The following is a 20702-nucleotide window of genomic DNA, read 5'->3' as shown; positions in this document are numbered from 1 at the left end:
TTCAGCCTCCCGCAATCGCCTGCATGATTTCATGCTGGTTCATGTCCTTATCCGAAATTTCTTTCACCATGTGGTGGTCCCGCAAAATGGCAATCCTGTCGCTGACACGCAGCACTTCCTCCAGCTCGGAGGATATGAAGAGGAAGGACATGCCCTGCCGGGACAAGGATAATACAAGCTTCTGAATTTCCGCCTTCGCTCCGATATCGATCCCCCGGGTTGGTTCATCCAGGATGAACAGCTGCGGCGAGGTGATCAGCCATCTGGCCAGCAGCACCTTCTGTTGGTTACCGCCGCTCAGGTTCTTGATCAGATGATCGGGGCTAGGAGGATTGATATTCAGCATCCGGATATATTCTTCTGCGAGTTCTTCCTGACGCTTGCGCGAAATCGTCTTGACCCATCCCTGCTTAGCCTGAAGTGCAAGGATGATATTCTCCCTGACGGTCAGGTCGCCGATAATCCCTTCCGTCTTGCGGTTCTCCGAGCAGAATGCAATCCGCCGGCTGATGGCTTCCCTTGGCGAATGGATGGTTCCGCTGGTACCCGGAAACGTTAGTCTCCCGGAATCCGGTTTGTCGGCTCCGAAGAACAGCCGTGCCGTCTCCGTCCGTCCGGAACCCAGTAGTCCTGCCAGACCCACCACTTCTCCTCTGCGGATGGTCAAATCGAACGGCTCGACTGCCCCTTTCCGGCTTAAGCCTTCGGCCTTAACCAGTTCATCACCCAAGGATTCGTTATCCTCCAATGAAAGCGTCGGCAGTTCCTCCAGTAGATTCAGCTCTTTGCCGATCATTTTCAATACAAGATCCAGACGCGGCAGTTCCTTAGCCATATATTCACCGACACATTCACCGTTGCGCAGAATGGTTACCCGGTCTGATATTTCATACATCTGATCCAGAAAATGTGTGACAAACAGAATCGACAGTCCTTCGTTCTTCAACTTCCTCATGATTCTGAACAGCTGCTGAACCTCATTGCGGTCCAGACTAGAGGTCGGCTCATCCAGGATCAGCACCTTGGCCGAGATGTTCAGTGCTCTGGCGATGGCTACCAGCTGCTGGACTGCCACAGAATACATCTGCAACGGCTGGGTCACATCGATATGCAGATTCATCCGTTCCTGTAGAAGCTCCGCTGCACGGCGGTTCATTTCCTTCCATAAGATCCTTCCGAATCGCCGTGGTTCTCTTCCAATGAAGATATTCTCGGCAACCGTCAGGTTGGGACATAAATTCACTTCCTGATATACTGTGCTGATACCAGCTGCCTGCGACTCCAGCGGACTGTGTATGGAGACAGGAGCTCCCTCCATTTCCACGGTGCCTTCGTCAATCGAATATACGCCAGTCAGCACCTTGATCAGCGTTGATTTGCCGGCGCCGTTCTCGCCCATCAGGGCGTGGACTTCACCGGGGAACAGGCGGAAGCTCACATCTATCAATGCTTTGACACCTGGAAACTGTTTGTGAATCTTCGTCATCTGCAGCATGGGTGTCTGCGTGCTCATCAAGCCCTCCACTCCTCTCCATAGAAGCCACTCTGCCAGCACTAAAGACCGGCCGGCAGAGTGGCGTTATCCATCATCCCGATTAATATTGACGGCTAGGGAGTGCTTCCTTGGCCTGCTCAGATGTAAATGTCGACTCTTCGGTAACGATCCGGGCTTCCACCGGTTTGCCGTCTACCACACTTTGCACTACCTCCATCAGCTGCGGTCCAAGCAGCGGGTTACACTCGACGATGAAGTTGATTTTGCCTTCACTTGCCGCCTGCATCCCGTCTTTTACAGCATCTACGGAAATAATCTTGATGTCTTCCCCTGGCTTCAGCCCCGCCGCTTCAATCGCTTGAATGGCGCCAAGTGCCATATCATCGTTATGAGCGTACAGCACGTCAATATCCTTATTGGCTTTCAGGAAAGCCTGCATAACTTCCTTGCCTTTGGCCCGGGTGAAATCCCCTGTCTGGGAAGCAATGATCTTCAGATGCGGGTTGCTTGCAATCACTTCCTTGAAGCCTGCCATGCGGTCATTAGCCGGTGCGGAACCTGTAGTTCCTTGCAATTCAACAATGTTGATATCCTCTGCCGCGTCCTTATACTGCTCGGTCAGCCACTGGCCTGCCTTACGTCCTTCTTCAATAAAGTCTGAACCCAGGAAGGTTACATACAGCGAGGTATCTTTGGAATCCACAGCGCGGTCCGTCAGCACCACTGGAATGCCAGCATCCTTCGCTTCCTTAAGCACAGTATCCCAGCCTGATTCAACAACAGGAGAGAACGCAATGACATCTACTTTTTGTTGGATAAAAGAGCGGATCGCCTTGATCTGGTTCTCCTGCTTCTGCTGAGCATCGGAGAATTTAAGCGTATAACCTGCTTTTTCAGCCGATTCCTGAATGGACTTGGTATTCGCACTGCGCCAGCCGCTCTCTGCCCCAACCTGCGAGAAACCTAGTGTGATATCTTTGGCATCGGTTGTTCCCCCGGTATTCGCAGCCGGAGCTTCCGTTGCCTGGCCTGAATTCCCCGTATCCGCTGATGAATTTCCTCCGTTGTTGTTGTTATTTCCGCAAGCTCCGAGCATAACCACGGATAATGTAAGTGCGAGCACAGCTCCCATTTTCCCGAATCGTTTCATGTCTTCAATACCCCCCTTGTCATTCACCATCCCTGGTGTTGCGTTCAGTATAAAGCGCTTACAAAAAACCGGGATACGGGCTGCCTTTCGTATTTGGTTCACTTTTTTATCCAATTTGAGGGCTACCCATTCTTGGTGCATTTTTTTGTTCAAAAGGTGTGAATGTTGGTTGCGCTTTCTTTTTTACTCCCCGGGTGGGAGGATTTGTTATAAACTAAATAGTGGAATGACTTGCACATTACGGATTGGGGGATATGACCGATGAAGATCATACGCTGGATCTCCTCCAGTCTGCGGGCCAAATTATTAGCCTTATTCATCGTCCTGACCACGATCCCGCTTATCGTTGTCGGACTTGTCTCCTATCAGAAGTCCTATGTCTCCATATCCAGCCACAGCAAAGCCTCAAGTCTGCTGCAGGCGGAAATGCTGGGCCGGAACATAGACAATCTGTTTGATGATACCGAGCGGCTGCTGGAATTGGGCAAGAACCCCCAGGTGATTCACTTTTTATTCTCCCAGTCGGAAACGTATCAGGAGGCGAAGGATATTCTCCAGACCTTTTCCCTGTACCGGGAAACGTACAAATATGAGAATGTAATCAACATCAGCTTTATTAATTTGTATGGCAAAGGAATCAGTGAGCGCAGGGGCGTGTTTCAATCCAACCTGAATCCGCTGCGGAATCCGCATTTCCAGTCGCTCTCCCAGAATCCCGATCTGGTGCTCAAAATACCACCGCTTCTAACGAGCGAATATGACCGGGTGGACGGATTTACGTATCAGAACCGTGATGTTATCTCCATCATCGCTGCTGTCAAACAGCAGATTACTCATGAAGTCATCGGGTTCATCATCATCGATCTGAATGACTCCTTCATTAAAGAGTTCTGCGACAAGGTCACCATCGGCAAAACAGGGTTCTTCTATATTCTGGATCAGCATGGTGATCCGATTTATGTTCCATCCGTTAATAATCAGGACCAGGTGATGATCCGGCAGACCCGCATCGAGGGTAATGCACCTGATCGCGACAGTTTCGTGCTTCATTCAAACGGACCGCCCCGGTTTATAGTCTATGCCTCCTCCCGTTCTACCGGCTGGAAGATTGTCGGCATGGCACCTCTGCAGGAAATTGTGGCTGAAGCCAACCGAATCAGACAGCTCATTATTGCAAGCGTCGTGCTCAGCATCATATTTGCCATTACGATCCACTTCTTTCTGACCCGGAGACTGACAAGACCGATCCAGCTGCTTCAGCATAAAATGCGGCTTACGGCGAGCGGATATCTTGAAGCCAAGGTCAAACCCGGAGGTACCGATGAGATCGCCGACCTCGGACAAAGCTATAATATAATGCTGGATCAGATTAAGCGGCTTCTGGAACAAAATATCTGGGAGCAGCAGCAGCTGCAAAAAGCGGAGCTGCGGACGCTGCAGGCGCAGATTAACCCGCATTTTCTCTATAATACGCTGGACTCCATCGTCTGGATGGCCGAAGCCGGTAAAAACGACAGCGTCATTCAACTCGTGAAAGCATTATCCCAGCTCTTCCGGATCAGCCTGAATAGCGGACGGGATTGGGTACTGATCCAAACAGAGCTTGCCCATGCGCAAAGCTACCTGATTATCCAGCAAATGCGCTACCGCGATATTCTTGAATACCGCATCGATGTGGCTGCTGAGCTTCAGGAATATCCGATTCTGAAAATGACGCTGCAGCCGCTGATTGAGAACGCACTGTATCACGGGATTAAGAATAAAAGAGGCAAAGGCCTGATTATCATCGGGGGTTATGCTGAAGGAGATTCCTCGGTCGTACTGACCGTAACGGATAATGGAATCGGAATCTCTCCGGACCGGCTCGCCTATCTGAGGGAACAGCTCAATCATCCGATTGAAGCGGAGGAGACGGAGCTTTCTGAAGGCGGATTCGGCCTGCGGAACGTGCACCAACGACTGCGGCTTTACTTCGGAGAAGAGTATGGCGTCGAGCTGAACAGTACGGAAGGCCAAGGTACGCAAATCTTTGTCCGCATACCCAAGAACAGGGGGAGCTTATCATGAAGAAAGTCATGCTCATTGATGACGAAATACTGATCCGGGAAAGTATTCGGGAATGTATCGATTGGGAGAAGGAAGGCTTCCTCTACTGCGGTGATGCTTCCGATGGAGAACTGGCGCTCCCGTTAATTGAACAGTGGGTTCCCGACATCCTCATTACCGATATAAAAATGCCTTTTATGGATGGGCTGGAGCTTAGCGCCATTGTCCGGCAGCAGCTGCCTCATACCAAAATCATCATTTTAAGCGGACACGACGACTTTCAATATGCCCAAACGGCGCTGAGGCTCGGTGTTGAGGATTACTGCCTGAAGCCTGTCAGTTCCTCTGACCTGATCCAGCTCCTTCATATGGCAAGTGAAAAAATCGACGAGGAACAACGTTTGAAACGAAAAAATACTTATACCCGGGAGCAGCTGGTTTCCGATCTGTGTGGTGGCCTAATCAGTACGGGAGCGGCCATTGAGGCAGCGGCCCAGCTTGGGCTGCAGATAATGGCTCCTTATTACGCTGTTGCTATCTTTGGGCTTCCATTCTCCGATTCGTTCCCAATGGAAAGAGATACAGGAGTCAGCCTGGCAGCCGAGCGATGGCTTGCTGAACGCCTTGAAGGTCTTCCAGACAGCCTCCTCTGTAAACGCAGCAGGACCGAAACGATCCTGCTCCTGAAAGGGTTCGATTCAGCACAGTTGTCCGAAACCCTCGAAGCTTTGAGCACCTCTATTCACAAGGAACTGAAAGCCGCATTCGGTATCGACTTGTCCATCAGTCTTGGCAGCCCCCAAGAACGGCTGCAGGGAGTACACGCCTCCTATCTGGAAGCGGAAGAAGATAAGATGTGGAAGAAGATGTCCAAACAGAACAGAGCGGCACTTTGGGAAGCCTCCTATGATCCCTCATCAGAGAACATCCTGCTCGACCGGAACAAGCTGATTCATTTCCTGAAAGTAGGGACACCCAAAGAGGCTCAGGACTTTATAAGGGATTTTGCCGCCGATCTCCGCAGTATGAACTGGGGATCAATGTATGCTTATTACCTGATCAACGATATTACGCTGGAAATGGTGCATACGGCCAAACAGAGCTTTCATGCAGGGGAAAGCCCAGCCGATCTAATCAACGAGCTGCAGCATGCCATCCGTCAAATTACCGGTTTCCAGGAGTGTCTGGATTATTTGAATGTACTGCTCGAGCGGCTGTGGAAATGGCGGTATGAAGGCTCCGATAAATACAGCGGGCTGATCGATCAGGTGAAGCAGCATATCCGTGAGAATTATGACAATGACCAGCTCTCCCTCTATGAAATCTCACAACAGATCGGCGTCAGCTCAAGCCATCTTAGCAAAATCTTCAGCCAGGAAACCGGTCAGACGATGACCGAATTCCTGACCGCTACACGGATCGGCAAAGCAAAAGAGCTGCTGAAGACGACCCGCTACAAAACGTTTGAGATCGCCTTCCGGGTGGGATATAACGACCAGCACTACTTCTCGAATCTCTTCAAGAAAGTAACAGGCATGACGCCGATGGAATACCGCAGACAAGACCGCCCGGAAGAGAAGGCCGGTGTCGGAAGGAACGGAGGGATACGTTAGTGACCTGCCGAATACGAATCGCCAGGCGATTCCTTGTTCTACTGCTGACCACCGGGCTAATACTCAGCGGCTGCACGGGAACCCGTAATCAGAGGGTGCAGGGGCAGAACGATACCCCTGTACCCTCCCACTCGCCACAGCCTGATGGGCCTCCGCTTACTTTCGGCATCATCTATCCCATGGTAGATTCTACCTATGAAATGATCACGAGGAATGCGGAAGCCGCTGCTGCCGGACATCAGATTAATCTGCTTGTTCAGGCGCCGGACGAGGCCAATCTCGAACAGCAAATCCGGATTATGGAGATGATGATCAAAAGAGGTGTGGACGGCATTGCGATCGATCCGGTAGACTCAGAGGCTCTTGTCCAAGTCATTAACAAAGCCCTGGGTAATGGAATCCCGGTCGTTTGTTTTGAATCCGATTCACCCGGCAGCCGGCGCTTATCCTTTATCGGTGCAGATAATTACAAGACGGGAAGCATCATCGGCCAAGCCGTGGACCAGCTTCTGGGCAGCAAAGGCATGGTCATTGTCGAGTCCGGCATGCCCCATATGCTGGGACTAAGCCAGAGATTAGCCGGGCTGCAGGATTACCTGGCCCAGCATACAGCAATTGATGTGCTTGATATCCGCAGCAATGATGGCAGCGAAGAAGGCGCCATGAATCAGCTGGAAGAGATGATCGACGCACATCCTCATTTCAGTGCCTTGATCAGTCTGGACTTCATATCGGGGTCCAGCTCTGTACTCGTATGGAAGGCGAAGGGACTAAAGCGATTTAATGTCGCACTGGGATTAACCAGTTCGGTACAGGAATCCTTGAGAAACGGACAGATCACCGGAATCATCTCCCAGAACGAGCAGCACTGGGGAGAATTCATTATTAACACCCTGCTGAAGGCGGCTCAGGGTGAGCCTGTTCCGGATTTTATCAATACAGGAATCACTGAAATTTACGAATAAAGAAAAGCTTTCTTCCAATATGTGAGTGTTGTCCCTTCTTCCTGCCCCCTTTATAATTGCTAACATAAAGGAGGGGGCTATGAATAAAGTAAAAACTCTCATCCTAATGCTATTGTTACTCATCGTTACAAGCTTTGCCCTAAGTCCGTCAGCAAGTGCTGCATCTGTACTCAAACCCGGGAGCAGCTCAGGAGATGTATGGGATCTTCAGTACCGTCTCAAAACTTTAGGTTTCTTCACTCAGCCATTAGATGGACAGTATGGTACACAGACCAAGACAGCCGTATTTAAGTTTCAACAGGAATACGGAGTTCCAGCCGATGGAATTACAGGAACATCGACTTGGAAAGCACTAAAGAAATATTCCCTGAACATCTACGAAATGGATATCATGGCTAAAGTCATATACAGTGAAGCCCGGGGCGAACCCTATACCGGACAGGTAGCGGTCGGCGCGGTGGTAATGAACCGTATCCAATCGAGCCTTTTTCCGGATAATATCCGTGATGTCGTCTTTCAACCCGGCGCATTTACAGCTATAGCGGATGGCCAGTACTGGCTTGTTCCGAACCGTACTGCGTATCTCGCGGCTCTCGATGCCGTTCGGGGATGGGACCCGACGCATAATTCGCTCTACTATTTTAATCCGAGTACCGCAACCAGCAAGTGGATCTGGTCCCGCCCGCAGAATCTTAGCATTGGGAATCATATTTTCACCGACTAACAACGGCTATAACTCTCTTAATAAACAACAAGCTGGCAACCGGAGCATATCCGAAAGTCAGCTTTTTTTCTGCTTTCAGATTTCAGAGAATAATGTCGTAATTTGGCGAAGATTTGGCAACTATCTATTCCACCATTCGACACTTATTTCATTCAATATATAGTAATATTTATATTTTAAGGTAAATATTGAAAAAAGAGGATGAAGGCAAGTAATTTGAAATATTTAATATTAGGAGGGCAATATATGCTGAATTTTATCAAAAAAGAATTTCGATTTAAGAACTTAATATCTTATTCATGTGCATTAGTAACTGCATTCCTGATTTCAGTGGTGATGTATAGTAGTAACGCTTTTGCTGATTTACAAGGTATTTTTTATCCCGACAGTTTTCCATCAACCTATGAAGTTATCAATAGTGGATCTAATTATAGTGGATTAACTTATAGGTACTGGAGGAGTGAATCTGTACAAGGAAATAGTAATACGCCAACAACTGTTTACTTTTCTCAAGTTAGAACATCATCGGGAACAAGCAGTCCATCTGGTGCGCAGTTTGGAGTATATAAAATCGTCGATCTTAGAGATAAACGATATTTAGACTGGTATGCCCAAAGTATAACAACTACTAAAAGTGTTCCTACAAACTATACAGCTAACATGGGCAGTCTCTACAGTGAGATGACGGTTTATGCTGATTCTTATGGTATAGATGGAAGTCAATCTAATGTTAGATATGATAGAATTGCTTACACAAATCGTTAAGAAGGAGATGTTTTTTTTGAAAAGATATTTAATTACTCTTATCTCAATTCTTGCCCTTACAGGGATAATAGGTACAACATTAGCTTCTCCTTCCAATAATGGAGAGAAGTTTGTATCGGGTCATTCAGTTACTAGTTCTGCTAAAGTATTGAATGCTAACGAGGCAAAAGAGGTTTTTGGAAATACTGAATTACAGCTTCCATCAAAGCTTCCAACAAATTTTTATCAAGAAAGTATTATATATAACGAACCAACAACGATACTTAATGAAAATGTTAGAGCTAAAGTTGATGTTGAAAAATTCAAAGAAGTAACTATCCGTTACAGAAATACAACGGACAACACAAGTTGGATAGATTACACAACAAAGAAAATGGAAATTGTAATCATGGATGAAGATGCTAAAGATATCCTTATAAATGGTGTACATGGTCAATTTAAGAGTATTCCCGAACAAGGTTATATTGCATATAGTTGGTTTAAGGGTGGATTAAGTCATTTCATAATTGCTAAAAATACTTCTAACGAAAAAATTATTGAGTTTATTGAGTCAGTAAAATAATTTTTCGTATCAGGCTCATTCTATTCGGGCCTGATACATTCCGAACAAAAATAAGTGTATTTCAATTATAAATAAATCATATCTTAATTTATGTTTAATGTTATTCGTAAAACATTAAATTAACAAAAAGGAGGAAAACATGAGGAAATTCTTAATGTTAATTTTTATATTCGTAGTGATACTAAGCCTTGCTGGTTGCACATCTAAAGAAAACGGATTAAAACAAGCAACTAAAGAAATCGAAAATAGTGGTGGAGTTATTCCTAACGTAAAAGGCTTTGAAGTTAAAGAGATTGATATCTTGTCCGATCCGTTAGTACAGGATCGTGAATCCTTTATTTATTTATTTACAGATAAAAAAGGAGAACTTAATAAAGCTAAGAACAACAGTAGTGACATTAGAATATTATATGGACCTTATAAAGGAACGGATATTTTCAAGATTACTCAAAGTAAAATGGATATAATCACAGATAATATAAATGAAAAAGTGATAAACGGCATGGAAATGCAGTATAAAACGGTAAATAATCGAGTCATTATTTTCACCAAAACCAATGGAAACTCCTATACCTATGAAGCTAAGATCACCGAAAGATACAGTGAAGACAAACATTTTGATTTGTTTTATGAAGCAATAACTAATCGATAATCGTTCTTCCTTCTAATTAGTAAGTGTTGTCCTTTCCGCCCGCCCCCATATCCAATTCGTAGATGTTCAGAGAATATTTCTTTAGTGCGTTCCAGGTGGTTTTTCCTGGAAGTCCATCGACTGGAATTCCGTATTCCTTTTGCAACTTAAATACGGCTGTCTTGGTCTGTGTACCATGCTGTCCATCTAATGGCTGAGTGAAGAAATCTAAAGTTTTGAGCCGGTGCTGAAGATACCATAAGTCCCGTGAGATTCTCCCCGGTTCGAACACAGATGAAGCACTTGCTGACGGACTTAGGGCAAAGCTTGCAACGATGAGTAACAATAGCATTAGGGTGAGAGATTTCACTTTATTCCCCCTCCTTTATGTTAGCAATTATGATTGCCAAGGTTATATACAGTGAAGCCCGGGGCGAACCCTATTCGAGGCAGGTAGCTGTCGGCGCGGTGGTAATGAACCGGATCCAATCGAGCCTTTTTCCGGACAATATCCGGGATGTCGTCTTTCAGCCCGGCGCTTTTACAGCTATAGCGGATGGCCAGTATTGGCTTGTTCCGAACCGTACCGCTGATCTCGCGGCTCTCGATGCCGTTCGCGGATGGGACCCGACGCATAATTCGCTCTACTATTTTAATCCGAGCACTGCTACCAGCAAGTGGATCTGGTCACGTCCACAGAATCTTTCCATAGGCAATCATATTTTCACCGACTAAGGACCATACGGTGACTTATCGGCATTAATCTGAAATCAAAAGACAGCACCGAGATTCATGGGACTGAACCCATAATGCCCGGTGCTGTCTTTTTGTGTGTAACGCAGCGGTAAGTTGCCAAAATGTTCCGAAGCAGGCTCCAGGTACCGCCGCAAGTTGCATGACTTACAGTTCTTTATTTTTGCCAAACAGCCCGCTGATCGCTTCTGACACATTCATTCCGGTAAGGGTTTGGGTTAATTCCGGTATTTGAGTCATCATCTTGGCAATATCACCGGTAATTTTGTTCACCCCGGCCGATGCGCCGTCCTGGGAGATCACCGTGATTTTATCTACATTAGCCAGTGGAGAAGCGATTTTCTCAGCCAGTTCAGGTAGAATCTTCAGAAATTCAACTGTAAGCGCAGCTTGCGTGAACTGTTTGTAAGCTTCCGCTTTCTTCTCAAGCGCGCCTGCTTCCGCCGCCCCTGCCAATTGAACAATCTCCGCGTTGGCCTTTCCTTTTGCAAGCTCCGCTTCTGCTGTCGCCAGTCCGCGTTTAGTGGTTGTGGCGGCCTCAGCCTCCGCTTCAAGGATTTGCCGTTGTTTGGCTGCTTCCGCTCTCATAATCGTCGCCTGATTCTCCGCCTGCGCCGGTTTGATAACCGTTGCTTCCAGCTCCTTCTGTCTGAGCTCTACTTCAATCTCGCGGACGGTCCGGTTCGCCTCCGCCTCCATCTGCGTAATTTTGACCTGCTCGGTGACCAGCGACTGCTTGATTTTGTTCTGTTGCAGCTCGTATGCCAGATCCGCCTGCGCCTTCTTCACTTCCGTCTCCAGCTTAAAGTCCGCCTGCTTGATGTTCAGCTCCTTCTCAAACAGCGACTCCTTCGCCCGGGCAGCGGTTTCCGCTTCAATGGTAGCCTGGTGAGAATTAGCTTTGGCTATCGAGGATTCCTTCTCTGCCTCAGCCTGCTTGATTTGAATGTCGCGCTCCGCCTCCGCTTTGGCTATGCTGGCATCACGGCGGATACGCTCAATTTCTGGAACACCCATGTTATCGATGTATCCTTTGTCGTCCGTAATTTTCTTAATGGTGAAGCTGACGACCTCAAGTCCCATTTTATCGAGGTCTTCCGAGCACGTCTCCCGCATTTTACTGTTGATCTCGTCGGGCGTCTTCAGAATGGATTCCACCGTCAACTGTCCGATCAAACCGCGCAAATGCCCTTCCACGGAATGCAGAATAATCGTTTCGCGGTCTTCTTCAGGCCGGTCGATAAACTGCTCACTGGCGGTAAGAATGGCCGTTGGTTCACTTTTTATCTTGATCTGTGCCACAGCTTCCAGGTTCAGCTTAATACCTTGCTTAGAGAACATGGCCTGAGCGGGAATGACATCGAAGCTCATGAGCATCATGGAGATGGTCTTGTTGTTCTGAAAGCCGGGAATGACGAAAGTCCCGCCCCCCTGCACCACTCTTTTCCCGCCGAGACCATACACAATCATCGCCTGATTGGGCGGAACTTTTTTGTAGGCATTCACAATCGTAAATAACGCAAGCAGGATAACAGCAACAATCGCCCCGGTTAAATAAATAATGACCATTCAGTTCGACTCTCCCTTGTTTCACTCATATTCCGTTTCCCGCTCGAAGAGGGTTACGGCTGCAATTCCCTTATCTACCTTCAAAATAATAACTCTGTCTCCCTTGGAGAGCCGCTGGCCGGTTTCCGCCCGTACCCCAATGGAGCGCATCGTGCCTTGTAGCACGTACTTCATTTCTCCGACTGCTCCATCTGCTGCCGGGATACTGATATACCCAAGCTGCCCAGCCGGATCATAATCCAATTCTTTCATACTATCATCATACCGGGGCATCACCTTGGCCAGCACATAATACATCAGGCAGCCCAGTACAATAGCGATGAAGGTACAAATCAGCAGAACCCAAAGTCCGTTCCATTCACTGAACCGGGTCAGCACATAACCGGCGCCGCCCCAAGCCATAACAAAAACCATCAAGGGAAGAATAGGTACAAAAGTCGTCCCTCCCGCGTCTCCCGCGCTTCCTCCCATATGGATATGCCCAAACCCGTGCCCGTGAACACCGCTGGTCAGGAGCAGCAACAAGCCTACCCAGAAGCAGACAATAAACGCTGTAACAATAAGAAGCCCTCCCGCTATAAACTAATATTTTAGACTCCCAAAACTAACATTTGCCCATTGTTAAATGACGTTTTCTTTGCAGTGTGCACAGTCTTTCATTCAAATGTCCACAGCAAAAAGACCACAGAAGCGGCAGGGCTCTCCGTGGTCGGCTAATCGATCATGGCGGCTCATCCTCTCTCTTCAACGCTTACGGGGTTAGCTGACGGATTCGGGCAGCGAGATTGCCCTACCTTGTCGGGACGGTTTGTCGGCCCGCGCAAAGATTCACCCCAGTGTGATTTCCAGCATCCAGTCTTCGACGCTATCATTCACGTTTGGTTCCCCCGTTCCCACTGTCGGAATTCAGCAATTTGAGAACAGTTATATAACATTCGGTTGCTGATTTGAATCATACGCCTGCGGCCATTCAATGTAAAACATATCCAATGGCAAAAGAAGCTAAAGAATGCCGATCCTGCAGGAATGAAGGCGCATTCTTTGGCTCCGTTCTTAACCGGTCGATTATTTGCTTTGATTTGCTGCGTTTTTCTCCACATAGGAGCTTACAAGTATTTAATCATTGCTTTCTGTCCGCTTTCTTCTGCAATCACTGTGAAACCCATGCTTTCATACAAAGCATTTGCCGCGACGTTATTCGAAAATACATTCAGAACCATTTTGTTCAATCCCTCTTTTTGAATTAATCCCCCCATATATTGAATCATTTTCTTGCCATACCCCGCTCTGCGGTGATTCTCGTAAACCATGATGTCATAGATAAATGCTACATCCATATCCAATATCGTCCAGAACCCAAACTCGGTAATCAATGATAAATGGTCCAGAAGGAGCCCAAAGGGAATATTTTTATATAAAAAAAAAGCTGACCTCAGGATCGCCCCCGAAAGTCAGCCTATGTTCTCATCTCTATGATCCTAAATAACAGCGTCGAGTTCATCCTCGCCCTGAGAGCCTTCAGGGTTAATCACCTCAACCAGCACCCGGTTGGGGATACATATAATCTGCTGATGCGGCTTCGTTTTGAAACCCATCTGCATCGATATTTTCCTCGGACAATCCGCAGAGACCATTTGAATCCCGTAATCAAATACCTTTAGCGTATTATGCCCGTATTTGGTCTGGATGTCGATTACTTGCTCTTTCTTGGTCAAATTCACGGTCTTGTACGGTCTGCCATCCACCGTGATTTGAGCAGCCAGCTGTCCTTGAACATACGTATCGTTGCGAGTATCCAGCCACTCCACCCCATAGATAACGCCTGCGACAAGCAGTACAACCCCAATGATAATGAAATCTCCGAATTTTATTTTAAACAAAGTGTTAACCCTCTCGCTGAATAGTTATAAGTCAACCCTACCACAAAAGTATGGAGAAAGTATAGAGAACGGATAGTATCCGATGTTTACACCTTACTAACCAGAGAGCGATACATAAGGAAAAGGTAATATGGCACACCCATCAGCATAATAATGAGGCCAGACGGAATTCCATACGGTGCCACTATGGTTCTTCCGATGGTATCGGCAATGCGTAACATAAAAAAAGTCCTGATGGACCAAGGGTTTCTTGATCACCAGGACTCTTATGTTAATGATTGTCTACTCCTTTGGGGAGTTAACTTACCACGGAAGCGTATTATCCATATAAAAGAAACCGCCTGTTGGTCCGTCCGCAGCCAGAGTGGCATAACGAACTGCCGTCTTCGCACCTTCTTCAGGCGATAATTCAGCTTTATCTCCCCCCATGCGGGTCTTCACCAAACCTGGGTGCACGGTATTGATCTTCAATTGGGTTCCCTCGTATTTCTTAGCCCAATACACAGTCAGCATATTGAGAGCCGCCTTGGACGCGGCATAGGCAGGAGTAGCGAGCCGCTGTGCCAACTCATTGGTCAACAGAAACTGGATCGACCCCAAAGCGCTGCTCTGATTGACGATTCTACCCGCATTACTTTTCAGAAGCAGGGGAAGCAGCGCTTCGGTAATGTGATAAGGGGCGAATGTATTGACCTCAAAAGTGGTTTCAAAGGCACCTTCGGCTTGAGATGGCTCCGCCCAGATCCCTGCGTTGTTGACCAAAATATCTAACCGGCCGTACTGATCCTCGATCCACTTAGTGAGCGCGGCAATGTGCGCGCTATTCGTCACTTCCAGCTCTACACCAATGGCTTCTATGCCTTGGACTTTCAGATGGCCGGCAGCTTCTTCAGCGTCAGCCTTCGTTCGTGCCGACACTAATACCGTAATTCCTTGCTGCCCTAACTGTTTGGCGACTTCAAATCCGATCCCTTTGCTTGCTCCTGTTACTAATGCTACTTTGTTGTTCATCTTAAATTCCTCCTGGTTTTGGTTTAAATGACTGTAACCGTCTCGAAATGTTCCAGATAAGCGGCCCCACTTGCAGCTATCTCTTCATCTGTTACTTGGTTGGCATTGTGAAGCGTAAAAGGCGGTAGATACAGCGCGCTGACATGATTGGCAAGCGCCTCAATGGGTTTAGTGATATCCTGGATGGTGAACAAGTTATAACCGCCAGGCTGATAAGAAGCCGCCGTACCTGCGGTTGAAAGGGCGATACCGATTTCTTTGCCCTTTAAATGCTCTCCGCCAGGTCCAAAAGCCCAGCCATATTCCAGCACCTCGTCGAACCATTGCTTGAGGAGCGGTGGCGTACTGTACCAGTACAGAGGATATTGAAAAATAATCCGGTCATGCCCGTCCAGCAGCGCCTGCTCCTTGGCGATATTGATGTTCTTGTCCGGATAGGCTCCGCTAAGCACATGTACGGTGATATCCTTTTGTTGCTTCAGCATTTCCGCCCAGGCTTTGTTGATCCGTGAACGGTTCAATTCGGGATGCCCTATAATGATCAAGGTTTTCATTAACGATCTCTCCTCACATTAGTTATCGCCCTTCCATTTCACTCCCTTGTATCGAGAACGATCGTTCTAGTTTAATCAAAAAAAATAGTTTCTTGCAGCCTTTTATTTTTTTAGTAATAGAACCGATAACCGTGCGGTCTGCTGCAGACTACCGAGTCCATTGACGGCGCGGTTGACGCTCATTTTAGCTATCACACCATTAGGCTCAATCATTGCAAGATATTGAAGCCCGCTTTGATAGACATGCTGTACATAATATTCTGTCATCCATACTTGATCTGACTCTTTGATCGCTGAACCTTGACGGGTATCCATCAGCCCCTTCATCTTTTTTGAGAAAGATCATTCTATAATTATCATCGTTCATGCCTTTTTTCCGTGCTTATAGGGATATTCTAGCATAATGAGAACGATCGGTAAAGAATTGTTTTTACTGATCGTTCTCGTTTTTTTGAGAATGTTATCAGATTTAGCTCACATTTCCGGACAGCAAATCTAGAAACTATGCCGCATTCTCATAGTTCAGATATATTTGTGGCAACAGACTTGAAGACCTCAATGATTCTTTCCTGAGAAGGCTGCCTGTAATAGAGCAAATCAAACGACCGCGGAACCAGCTGAATCAACAGGTCCAAGTCAGAATCTGAGAAATCAATAACCAAGACGTTATGGGATTTAAGCGCATTGGTAATTCTTAATAACAAGTCTTCCGTATCGTTTCCATCGGTAACGACAACTAACTTATACAAAGTGTTTAAGTTATTATAGATTCCTTTAACAGCTCTTACGGCAAGCTCGAATCGGATAAACGCATCCTTCCAAGGCTTCCTCCGTTCAGGGTCAAACCAGTCTGCAAGAATGCCCTGTAATTCAACTTCCAGACTGGGATGTTTTTTCTTGAATAATTCGAGGTTTATAAACCAGCCCAGATATTTTTTCGCATCGTAAATGCTTGGGTGGTACTGATGCAGCACAATACATTTTGTGTTTACGACGAATTTGGCTCCCTGCTGATATAGACGATACCCCAGTTCACAATCTTCGAGTCCCCACTCTATAAAGTCTTCGTCAAATCCCCCAACTTCGAAATATATTTTTTTGCTTAGTGAAAAGTTGCAGCTATAGAGCAAAGCCCAAATATTTTCGATATTCCCCGCATTTTCCGAGAACCTTTCGAATATAGGCAGTCTCGGATCTCTCCTCTCCAGGATCAATGAGGACCGATCAATTTCTTCACCATTGCTTAATTGAATCGGGCTGTCTACAGACAGAAAATCCCTTAGACCTACAACGACTAACGTCTCACTGCATAATTGATGAACTTTCAAATGTTGATAGATGAAATCTTGTTCAACCACCTGATCTCCGTCCAAAAATAAAAGAAGGTCCCCGCTAGCCTCTGAAGCTCCTAAATTCCTTGCAGTCGATCTGCATTTTTTGGAATCTGCTGCTCTGTATACGTATTTTAGTTTATAATCGATTTTTAAGTTTGCTACCGCCTCTTGTGTCCCGTCATCAGAGCCATCATCCACGAACACAACCTCGAACATATCATCTTGTATCCGGACCTGATGATTCAGTGACAATAAGCACTGAGATACCATGTGTTTAATATTATAAGCGAGAACAATGATACTTAACTTCACAGGAAGATCTTCTTCCGAAGTATTTCGAATCATCAAATTGTTTCTACCTCCTCGTTGGTTGTTTTACTAAACGATGTACTGATTAAACCAAACATGGATAGCGCAACCAGAGTTATGGACATACAAACAACAAATACCGACCGGTAACCGAACATCCCGGAAACCGCTCCGGAAACCACTCCTCCCATTGAAGAGCCGATTCTGGAGGTATTGCTATACAAGGTTGTTGCTGTTCCCGGTTCATCGGGCAGTAATTCCTGGAAGTAACTAATCCCGTATCCCATAATAATCGATACCGAGATTGCATTAAGCAGCTGGGCGAAATAGGTAAGCAATATGGAATGAGATAAGGCAAAGACCAGGAAATACAGGAAATTTGAGAATATCCCCAAAAGTATAATTTTGCTCTTCCCCATTTTTCTGGCCATGATTCCAACAACAATCATTAAAGGAAGCTCTGCTATAGCCGTAATGCTATAAAGCCAGCCTAACTGCTGGTAATTGCCGTGCAGAGTAGTTGAAAAGAACAATGGCAAAACGATTGTACTCATGGAAGAGGCAATGCTGAGCAGCACAAATGTGCTGAGAACAGAGGAGATCTGCGGCTGTTTCACAAATCTTCCCAGATGAACAGGCTGCTTTACTTCTCTTTCAGTTATTGTTTTTTTATCGCCACGAAATAGAATTAAAGCCAGCAAGCTTACAAAGACATAAGTTGCAGCAACGATGAGAAACAGAGAATGAAAATTATACCTATTGACTAACAGTGAACCGATTGAAGGGCCGGCAATCCAGCCAAGCGAATAAAGCATTCTTAATAGATTCATCGCAAGAGGTTGGTTGATCGCGCTAATATTGGATTTGGAGATTGAATCTCTTGCATAGGCAAATACTTGCGGAAATGATGCAAAAGAGATGCCGAAAAATATCGCAGACACGGCAAGCAGTACATAATAATTTGTAAAATAAGCAAATAACACATACGCCGCTGCCGTAGAGATCAGCGTAAAAATAATCATTCCTTTTCTGCTGAATTTATAATCAGATGCTTTTCCGATTATTGTACTTATGACTAATCCGCAGATCATTGTAATTGACATCAGCACACCATACGATAAAGGGCTCATACCCGTCTGCTCAATACAATAAAGAGACAAAAAAGGATTGGTCGCTGAAACATTGATTCCAAGCATAGTTATGGTAAAGACTAAGGCAATAAAACTAGGCATTTTAATAATATCTTTCAGAAAGCTGTTATTCATCTTCATTGTTTATCTCCAGTTATAAATTTATAGTTCTTCAGTTAGCAACTTGATTCCCCGCATGTTCAAACCATTTCCGTACATTATTCACTGTGATTTCATTCAAAATTTCTGGTCCCACTCCTTTTTCAATTAAATACGGAAAGAGGTGGGTTGTAATATGTGTCATTGACCAGTCTGGCGCAAATCGAAGCACCTCTTCCCGGTCCCACCAATCAATTGAACCGCAATAATCTTGAGATACAACTAACTGTTTGTAATATCCCTGTTCTATAAGCTGCAGAATAATACCGGGACGCTCGCTGGAATACATCCCCATAGACAATCCAAATCTGTCAAATCCCAATAGTGTATTTCTGTTCAACAACTGCGTTAAGTAGGAGAAGTCGTTGCTATCCCCTGAATGTCCAATAATAACGGAACCGGCCGACACCCCTTCTTCTTCGAGCAAGTCCAATTGATTTAAACCATTTTTAGAAGCTGCATGCGTATGAGTCATAATGGGGACACCGGTTCTCTTGTGGGCACGAGCGACAGCACGGATCACTTTTTCCACGTCCGGGGTTATACCCGGAATATCAGTAGCGCATTTGAGGAAACCCGCCTTGATTTCAGTGTTCTGAATGCCAACTTCAATATCCCTAATAAATAAATCAGCTACATAATCAATATCTTTATTGCGAAGAGGTTCGGGCAAATCCTGTAAAGTGTAAATTCCCGTCGCTGCAATAATTCTTACCCCCGTACATTCGGAGATCTCTCTCATAAAGACAACATCCCGGTCCTGGCCCATCACGGTTGGATCACAAATGGTATTGACGCCTGCATTTTTCACGGAGAGGACTTGATCCTTTGCCAGCTGGAATTCCTCGTCGTGGTTATATAAATGGGGAAATTGTGTGGCGAGCTCGACTGACCTGACCCGAAGATGCTCATGTACAAGGGTGAAACCAAGTTCAGAACTATGAATTTTTCCTGTTACAGAGTTTATGAATGTCATAGGTATGTCTTCCCTTACATTTAGTTCATATCCGCACTAATTGTTTTCCGATATTCGTTCCGCTAAATAGATTGATAAAAGCGTCAATAATATTGTCAAATCCTTCGACAATCGTTTCGGAGCCTTTCAGCTTTCCTTCTGAAATCCAATGACTAAGCTCTTGTCGGGCTCTCGGCAGATGTTCTTCATAATCTGAAATGATAATCCCTTTCACCATGGCTCTATGGACAAGAATAGACGGTAGAATCCGGGGGCCCGTTTCTTGCACGACCCGATTGTAGAGTGAAATTTGGCCACACAGGGCAATCCGGGCAAAGTCGTTGATATGACCGATAACCGCGTCAGAAATATCTCCACCTACATTATCGAAATAAATATCAATGCCCTTAGGACAAGACTTCATTAATTCTATGCGCAAGTTCTCGACCTGGTTATAATTTATCGCTTCATCAAAGCCAAGTTCATCTTTCAAATAGCGCACTTTCTCATTCGAACCTACAATTCCAACCACACGGCATCCATATATTTTGGCGATTTGACCCACTACACTCCCAACCGCTCCGGCCCCGCTGGATACCACTAGGGTTTCTCCCTTGCAGGGCTTGCACACGTCGATAAGTCCAAAATACGCGATAAGCCCAGGTGTACCCAGAACCCCAAGATAAGCAGTGACTGGTTCCAGATGCGGATCGGTTTTTAGTAGATTTACTGCTTTATGGACACTATACTCCTGCCAGCCCAAAATACCCCACACCATGTCCCCTTTGCGAAAATCTGGCGATTGGCTTTCTATTACCTCACCAATTCCCGCTCCTCCGAAGAGTCCGCCAATCTGGTAGGAACTCATATACGATTTACTGCGGCGCATAAGATTTCGCATATAGGGGTCTACGGAAAGATACCTGGTTTCAACAAGCACCTCACCATCCAAAACAGCTGGAATCTCTACCGTTTCCATACGAAAATGTTGGTGAGCAGGCATCCCTTGTGGTCTTTGACTCATAACAATTCTTTTATTTACTATCGGCACATCAAATCACCACATCCCATATATCATTAATTATGGATAATATTGA

21 protein-coding genes, 2 pseudogenes and 1 riboswitch are annotated in these 20702 nt (G+C 46.0%); of the genes and pseudogenes, 8 read left to right on the top strand and 15 right to left on the bottom strand.

What is annotated here, in order from left to right:
• Position 1: 1 nt before the first annotated feature.
• Together ACAN55_RS15555 and ACAN55_RS15550 are read right to left on the bottom strand one after the other, a co-directional pair.
• A complete protein-coding gene (locus ACAN55_RS15555; RefSeq protein WP_379134524.1) occupies positions 2-1513 on the bottom strand; it encodes a sugar ABC transporter ATP-binding protein in 1512 nt (503 codons plus the stop codon).
• Positions 1514-1595: 82 nt separating this feature from the next.
• On the bottom strand, positions 1596-2645 hold the full coding sequence (locus ACAN55_RS15550; protein ID WP_379134521.1) for an ABC transporter substrate-binding protein: 1050 nt from the start codon (positions 2643-2645) through the stop codon (positions 1596-1598).
• A gap of 261 nt (positions 2646-2906) precedes the next feature.
• On the opposite strand from ACAN55_RS15550, the gene ACAN55_RS15545 reads away from it, so the two are divergent.
• The 7 genes from ACAN55_RS15545 (at position 2907) to ACAN55_RS15515 (ending at position 9972) form a co-directional block, all read left to right on the top strand.
• Complete coding sequence (locus tag ACAN55_RS15545) at positions 2907-4712, top strand: sensor histidine kinase (RefSeq protein ID WP_379134518.1); 1806 nt, start codon at positions 2907-2909, stop codon at positions 4710-4712.
• On the top strand, positions 4709-6304 hold the full coding sequence (locus ACAN55_RS15540; RefSeq protein WP_379134515.1) for a response regulator: 1596 nt from the start codon (positions 4709-4711) through the stop codon (positions 6302-6304). Before ACAN55_RS15545 ends, ACAN55_RS15540 begins: the two co-directional genes overlap by 4 nt.
• The gene (locus ACAN55_RS15535) at positions 6304-7269 is read left to right on the top strand and encodes a sugar ABC transporter substrate-binding protein (RefSeq protein ID WP_379134511.1); all 966 of its coding nucleotides are present in this window, start codon (positions 6304-6306) and stop codon (positions 7267-7269) included. Before ACAN55_RS15540 ends, ACAN55_RS15535 begins: the two co-directional genes overlap by 1 nt.
• Positions 7270-7348: 79 nt before the next feature.
• Positions 7349-7993 (top strand): spore cortex-lytic enzyme, encoded by a 645-nt coding sequence (sleB, locus tag ACAN55_RS15530; RefSeq protein ID WP_379134508.1) that lies wholly within the window; start codon positions 7349-7351, stop codon positions 7991-7993.
• Between the two features lie 246 nt (positions 7994-8239).
• Positions 8240-8758, top strand: coding sequence for a hypothetical protein (locus ACAN55_RS15525; RefSeq protein ID WP_379134505.1), 519 nt, complete (start codon positions 8240-8242; stop codon positions 8756-8758).
• A 16-nt stretch (positions 8759-8774) separates the two neighbouring features.
• Positions 8775-9320 carry a hypothetical protein gene (locus ACAN55_RS15520; protein WP_379134502.1) on the top strand — a complete coding sequence of 182 codons (546 nt, stop codon included), beginning with the start codon at positions 8775-8777 and terminating at the stop codon, positions 9318-9320.
• 139 nt (positions 9321-9459) lie between these two features.
• Positions 9460-9972, top strand: coding sequence for a hypothetical protein (locus ACAN55_RS15515; protein WP_379134499.1), 513 nt, complete (start codon positions 9460-9462; stop codon positions 9970-9972).
• Positions 9973-9988: 16 nt separating this feature from the next.
• Here the strand turns inward: ACAN55_RS15515 and ACAN55_RS15510 are convergent, their stop codons facing one another.
• Entirely contained in the window at positions 9989-10321 is a 333-nt protein-coding gene (locus tag ACAN55_RS15510; RefSeq protein ID WP_379134496.1) for a peptidoglycan-binding domain-containing protein, read from the bottom strand.
• A 29-nt stretch (positions 10322-10350) separates the two neighbouring features.
• Between ACAN55_RS15510 and ACAN55_RS15505 the strand changes: the two are divergent.
• Positions 10351-10686: pseudogene (locus ACAN55_RS15505) on the top strand (cell wall hydrolase); the annotation flags it as partial.
• 165 nt (positions 10687-10851) lie between these two features.
• Here the strand turns inward: ACAN55_RS15505 and ACAN55_RS15500 are convergent.
• From ACAN55_RS15500 to ACAN55_RS15445, 12 genes and pseudogenes are all read right to left on the bottom strand, one after another.
• Entirely contained in the window at positions 10852-12273 is a 1422-nt protein-coding gene (locus ACAN55_RS15500) for a flotillin family protein (protein ID WP_379134494.1), read from the bottom strand.
• Positions 12274-12294: 21 nt separating this feature from the next.
• Positions 12295-12834 (bottom strand): NfeD family membrane protein, encoded by a 540-nt coding sequence (locus ACAN55_RS15495; protein WP_489685776.1) that lies wholly within the window; start codon positions 12832-12834, stop codon positions 12295-12297.
• 172 nt (positions 12835-13006) lie between these two features.
• Positions 13007-13195: riboswitch (cyclic di-AMP (ydaO/yuaA leader) on the bottom strand.
• Positions 13196-13379: 184 nt separating this feature from the next.
• The gene (locus ACAN55_RS15490) at positions 13380-13646 is read right to left on the bottom strand and encodes a GNAT family N-acetyltransferase (RefSeq protein WP_379134488.1); all 267 of its coding nucleotides are present in this window, start codon (positions 13644-13646) and stop codon (positions 13380-13382) included.
• 105 nt (positions 13647-13751) lie between these two features.
• Complete coding sequence (locus ACAN55_RS15485; RefSeq protein WP_379134485.1) at positions 13752-14153, bottom strand: NusG domain II-containing protein; 402 nt, start codon at positions 14151-14153, stop codon at positions 13752-13754.
• An 86-nt stretch (positions 14154-14239) separates the two neighbouring features.
• A pseudogene (locus ACAN55_RS15480) lies at positions 14240-14392 on the bottom strand (iron chelate uptake ABC transporter family permease subunit); the annotation flags it as partial.
• A gap of 64 nt (positions 14393-14456) precedes the next feature.
• Entirely contained in the window at positions 14457-15164 is a 708-nt protein-coding gene (locus tag ACAN55_RS15475) for an SDR family oxidoreductase (RefSeq protein ID WP_379134482.1), read from the bottom strand.
• Positions 15165-15187: 23 nt separating this feature from the next.
• Positions 15188-15718 (bottom strand): NAD(P)H-dependent oxidoreductase, encoded by a 531-nt coding sequence (locus ACAN55_RS15470; protein WP_379134479.1) that lies wholly within the window; start codon positions 15716-15718, stop codon positions 15188-15190.
• Between the two features lie 102 nt (positions 15719-15820).
• Positions 15821-16045: a hypothetical protein gene (locus tag ACAN55_RS15465; RefSeq protein ID WP_379134476.1), complete on the bottom strand. Its 225-nt coding sequence runs from the start codon at positions 16043-16045 to the stop codon at positions 15821-15823.
• A gap of 188 nt (positions 16046-16233) precedes the next feature.
• The gene (locus ACAN55_RS15460) at positions 16234-17397 is read right to left on the bottom strand and encodes a glycosyltransferase family 2 protein (protein ID WP_379134639.1); all 1164 of its coding nucleotides are present in this window, start codon (positions 17395-17397) and stop codon (positions 16234-16236) included.
• The gene (locus ACAN55_RS15455; RefSeq protein WP_379134473.1) at positions 17397-18632 is read right to left on the bottom strand and encodes a sugar efflux transporter; all 1236 of its coding nucleotides are present in this window, start codon (positions 18630-18632) and stop codon (positions 17397-17399) included. The genes ACAN55_RS15460 and ACAN55_RS15455 overlap by 1 nt, the downstream gene beginning before the upstream one ends.
• A gap of 31 nt (positions 18633-18663) precedes the next feature.
• On the bottom strand, positions 18664-19626 hold the full coding sequence (locus tag ACAN55_RS15450) for a phosphotriesterase family protein (RefSeq protein ID WP_379134470.1): 963 nt from the start codon (positions 19624-19626) through the stop codon (positions 18664-18666).
• A gap of 25 nt (positions 19627-19651) precedes the next feature.
• Positions 19652-20629, bottom strand: coding sequence for an NADP-dependent oxidoreductase (locus ACAN55_RS15445; protein WP_379134467.1), 978 nt, complete (start codon positions 20627-20629; stop codon positions 19652-19654).
• Positions 20630-20702 lie beyond the last annotated feature (73 nt).

This window comes from Paenibacillus oryziterrae (genome assembly GCF_042610485.1).
Classification (GTDB): domain Bacteria; phylum Bacillota; class Bacilli; order Paenibacillales; family Paenibacillaceae; genus Paenibacillus_AQ.
Note: the sequence above shows the minus strand (reverse complement) of the source record. Positions and strands in the feature narration are given on the sequence as shown.

Bases quoted from the DNA above. Each gene is read 5' to 3' on its own strand.
- ACAN55_RS15555 (WP_379134524.1), bottom strand. From the start codon at position 1,513: ATGAGCACGCAGACACCCATGCTGCAGATGACGAAGATTCACAAACAG.
- ACAN55_RS15550 (WP_379134521.1), bottom strand. From the start codon at position 2,645: ATGAAACGATTCGGGAAAATGGGAGCTGTGCTCGCACTTACATTATCC.
- ACAN55_RS15545 (WP_379134518.1), top strand. From the start codon at position 2,907: ATGAAGATCATACGCTGGATCTCCTCCAGTCTGCGGGCCAAATTATTA.
- ACAN55_RS15540 (WP_379134515.1), top strand. From the start codon at position 4,709: ATGAAGAAAGTCATGCTCATTGATGACGAAATACTGATCCGGGAAAGT.
- sleB (WP_379134508.1), top strand. From the start codon at position 7,349: ATGAATAAAGTAAAAACTCTCATCCTAATGCTATTGTTACTCATCGTT.
- ACAN55_RS15525 (WP_379134505.1), top strand. From the start codon at position 8,240: ATGCTGAATTTTATCAAAAAAGAATTTCGATTTAAGAACTTAATATCT.
- ACAN55_RS15515 (WP_379134499.1), top strand. From the start codon at position 9,460: ATGAGGAAATTCTTAATGTTAATTTTTATATTCGTAGTGATACTAAGC.
- ACAN55_RS15500 (WP_379134494.1), bottom strand. From the start codon at position 12,273: ATGGTCATTATTTATTTAACCGGGGCGATTGTTGCTGTTATCCTGCTT.
- ACAN55_RS15475 (WP_379134482.1), bottom strand. From the start codon at position 15,164: ATGAACAACAAAGTAGCATTAGTAACAGGAGCAAGCAAAGGGATCGGA.
- ACAN55_RS15470 (WP_379134479.1), bottom strand. From the start codon at position 15,718: ATGAAAACCTTGATCATTATAGGGCATCCCGAATTGAACCGTTCACGG.
- ACAN55_RS15465 (WP_379134476.1), bottom strand. From the start codon at position 16,045: ATGAAGGGGCTGATGGATACCCGTCAAGGTTCAGCGATCAAAGAGTCA.
- ACAN55_RS15460 (WP_379134639.1), bottom strand. From the start codon at position 17,397: ATGATTCGAAATACTTCGGAAGAAGATCTTCCTGTGAAGTTAAGTATC.
- ACAN55_RS15455 (WP_379134473.1), bottom strand. From the start codon at position 18,632: ATGAAGATGAATAACAGCTTTCTGAAAGATATTATTAAAATGCCTAGT.
- ACAN55_RS15450 (WP_379134470.1), bottom strand. From the start codon at position 19,626: ATGACATTCATAAACTCTGTAACAGGAAAAATTCATAGTTCTGAACTT.
- ACAN55_RS15445 (WP_379134467.1), bottom strand. From the start codon at position 20,629: ATGAGTCAAAGACCACAAGGGATGCCTGCTCACCAACATTTTCGTATG.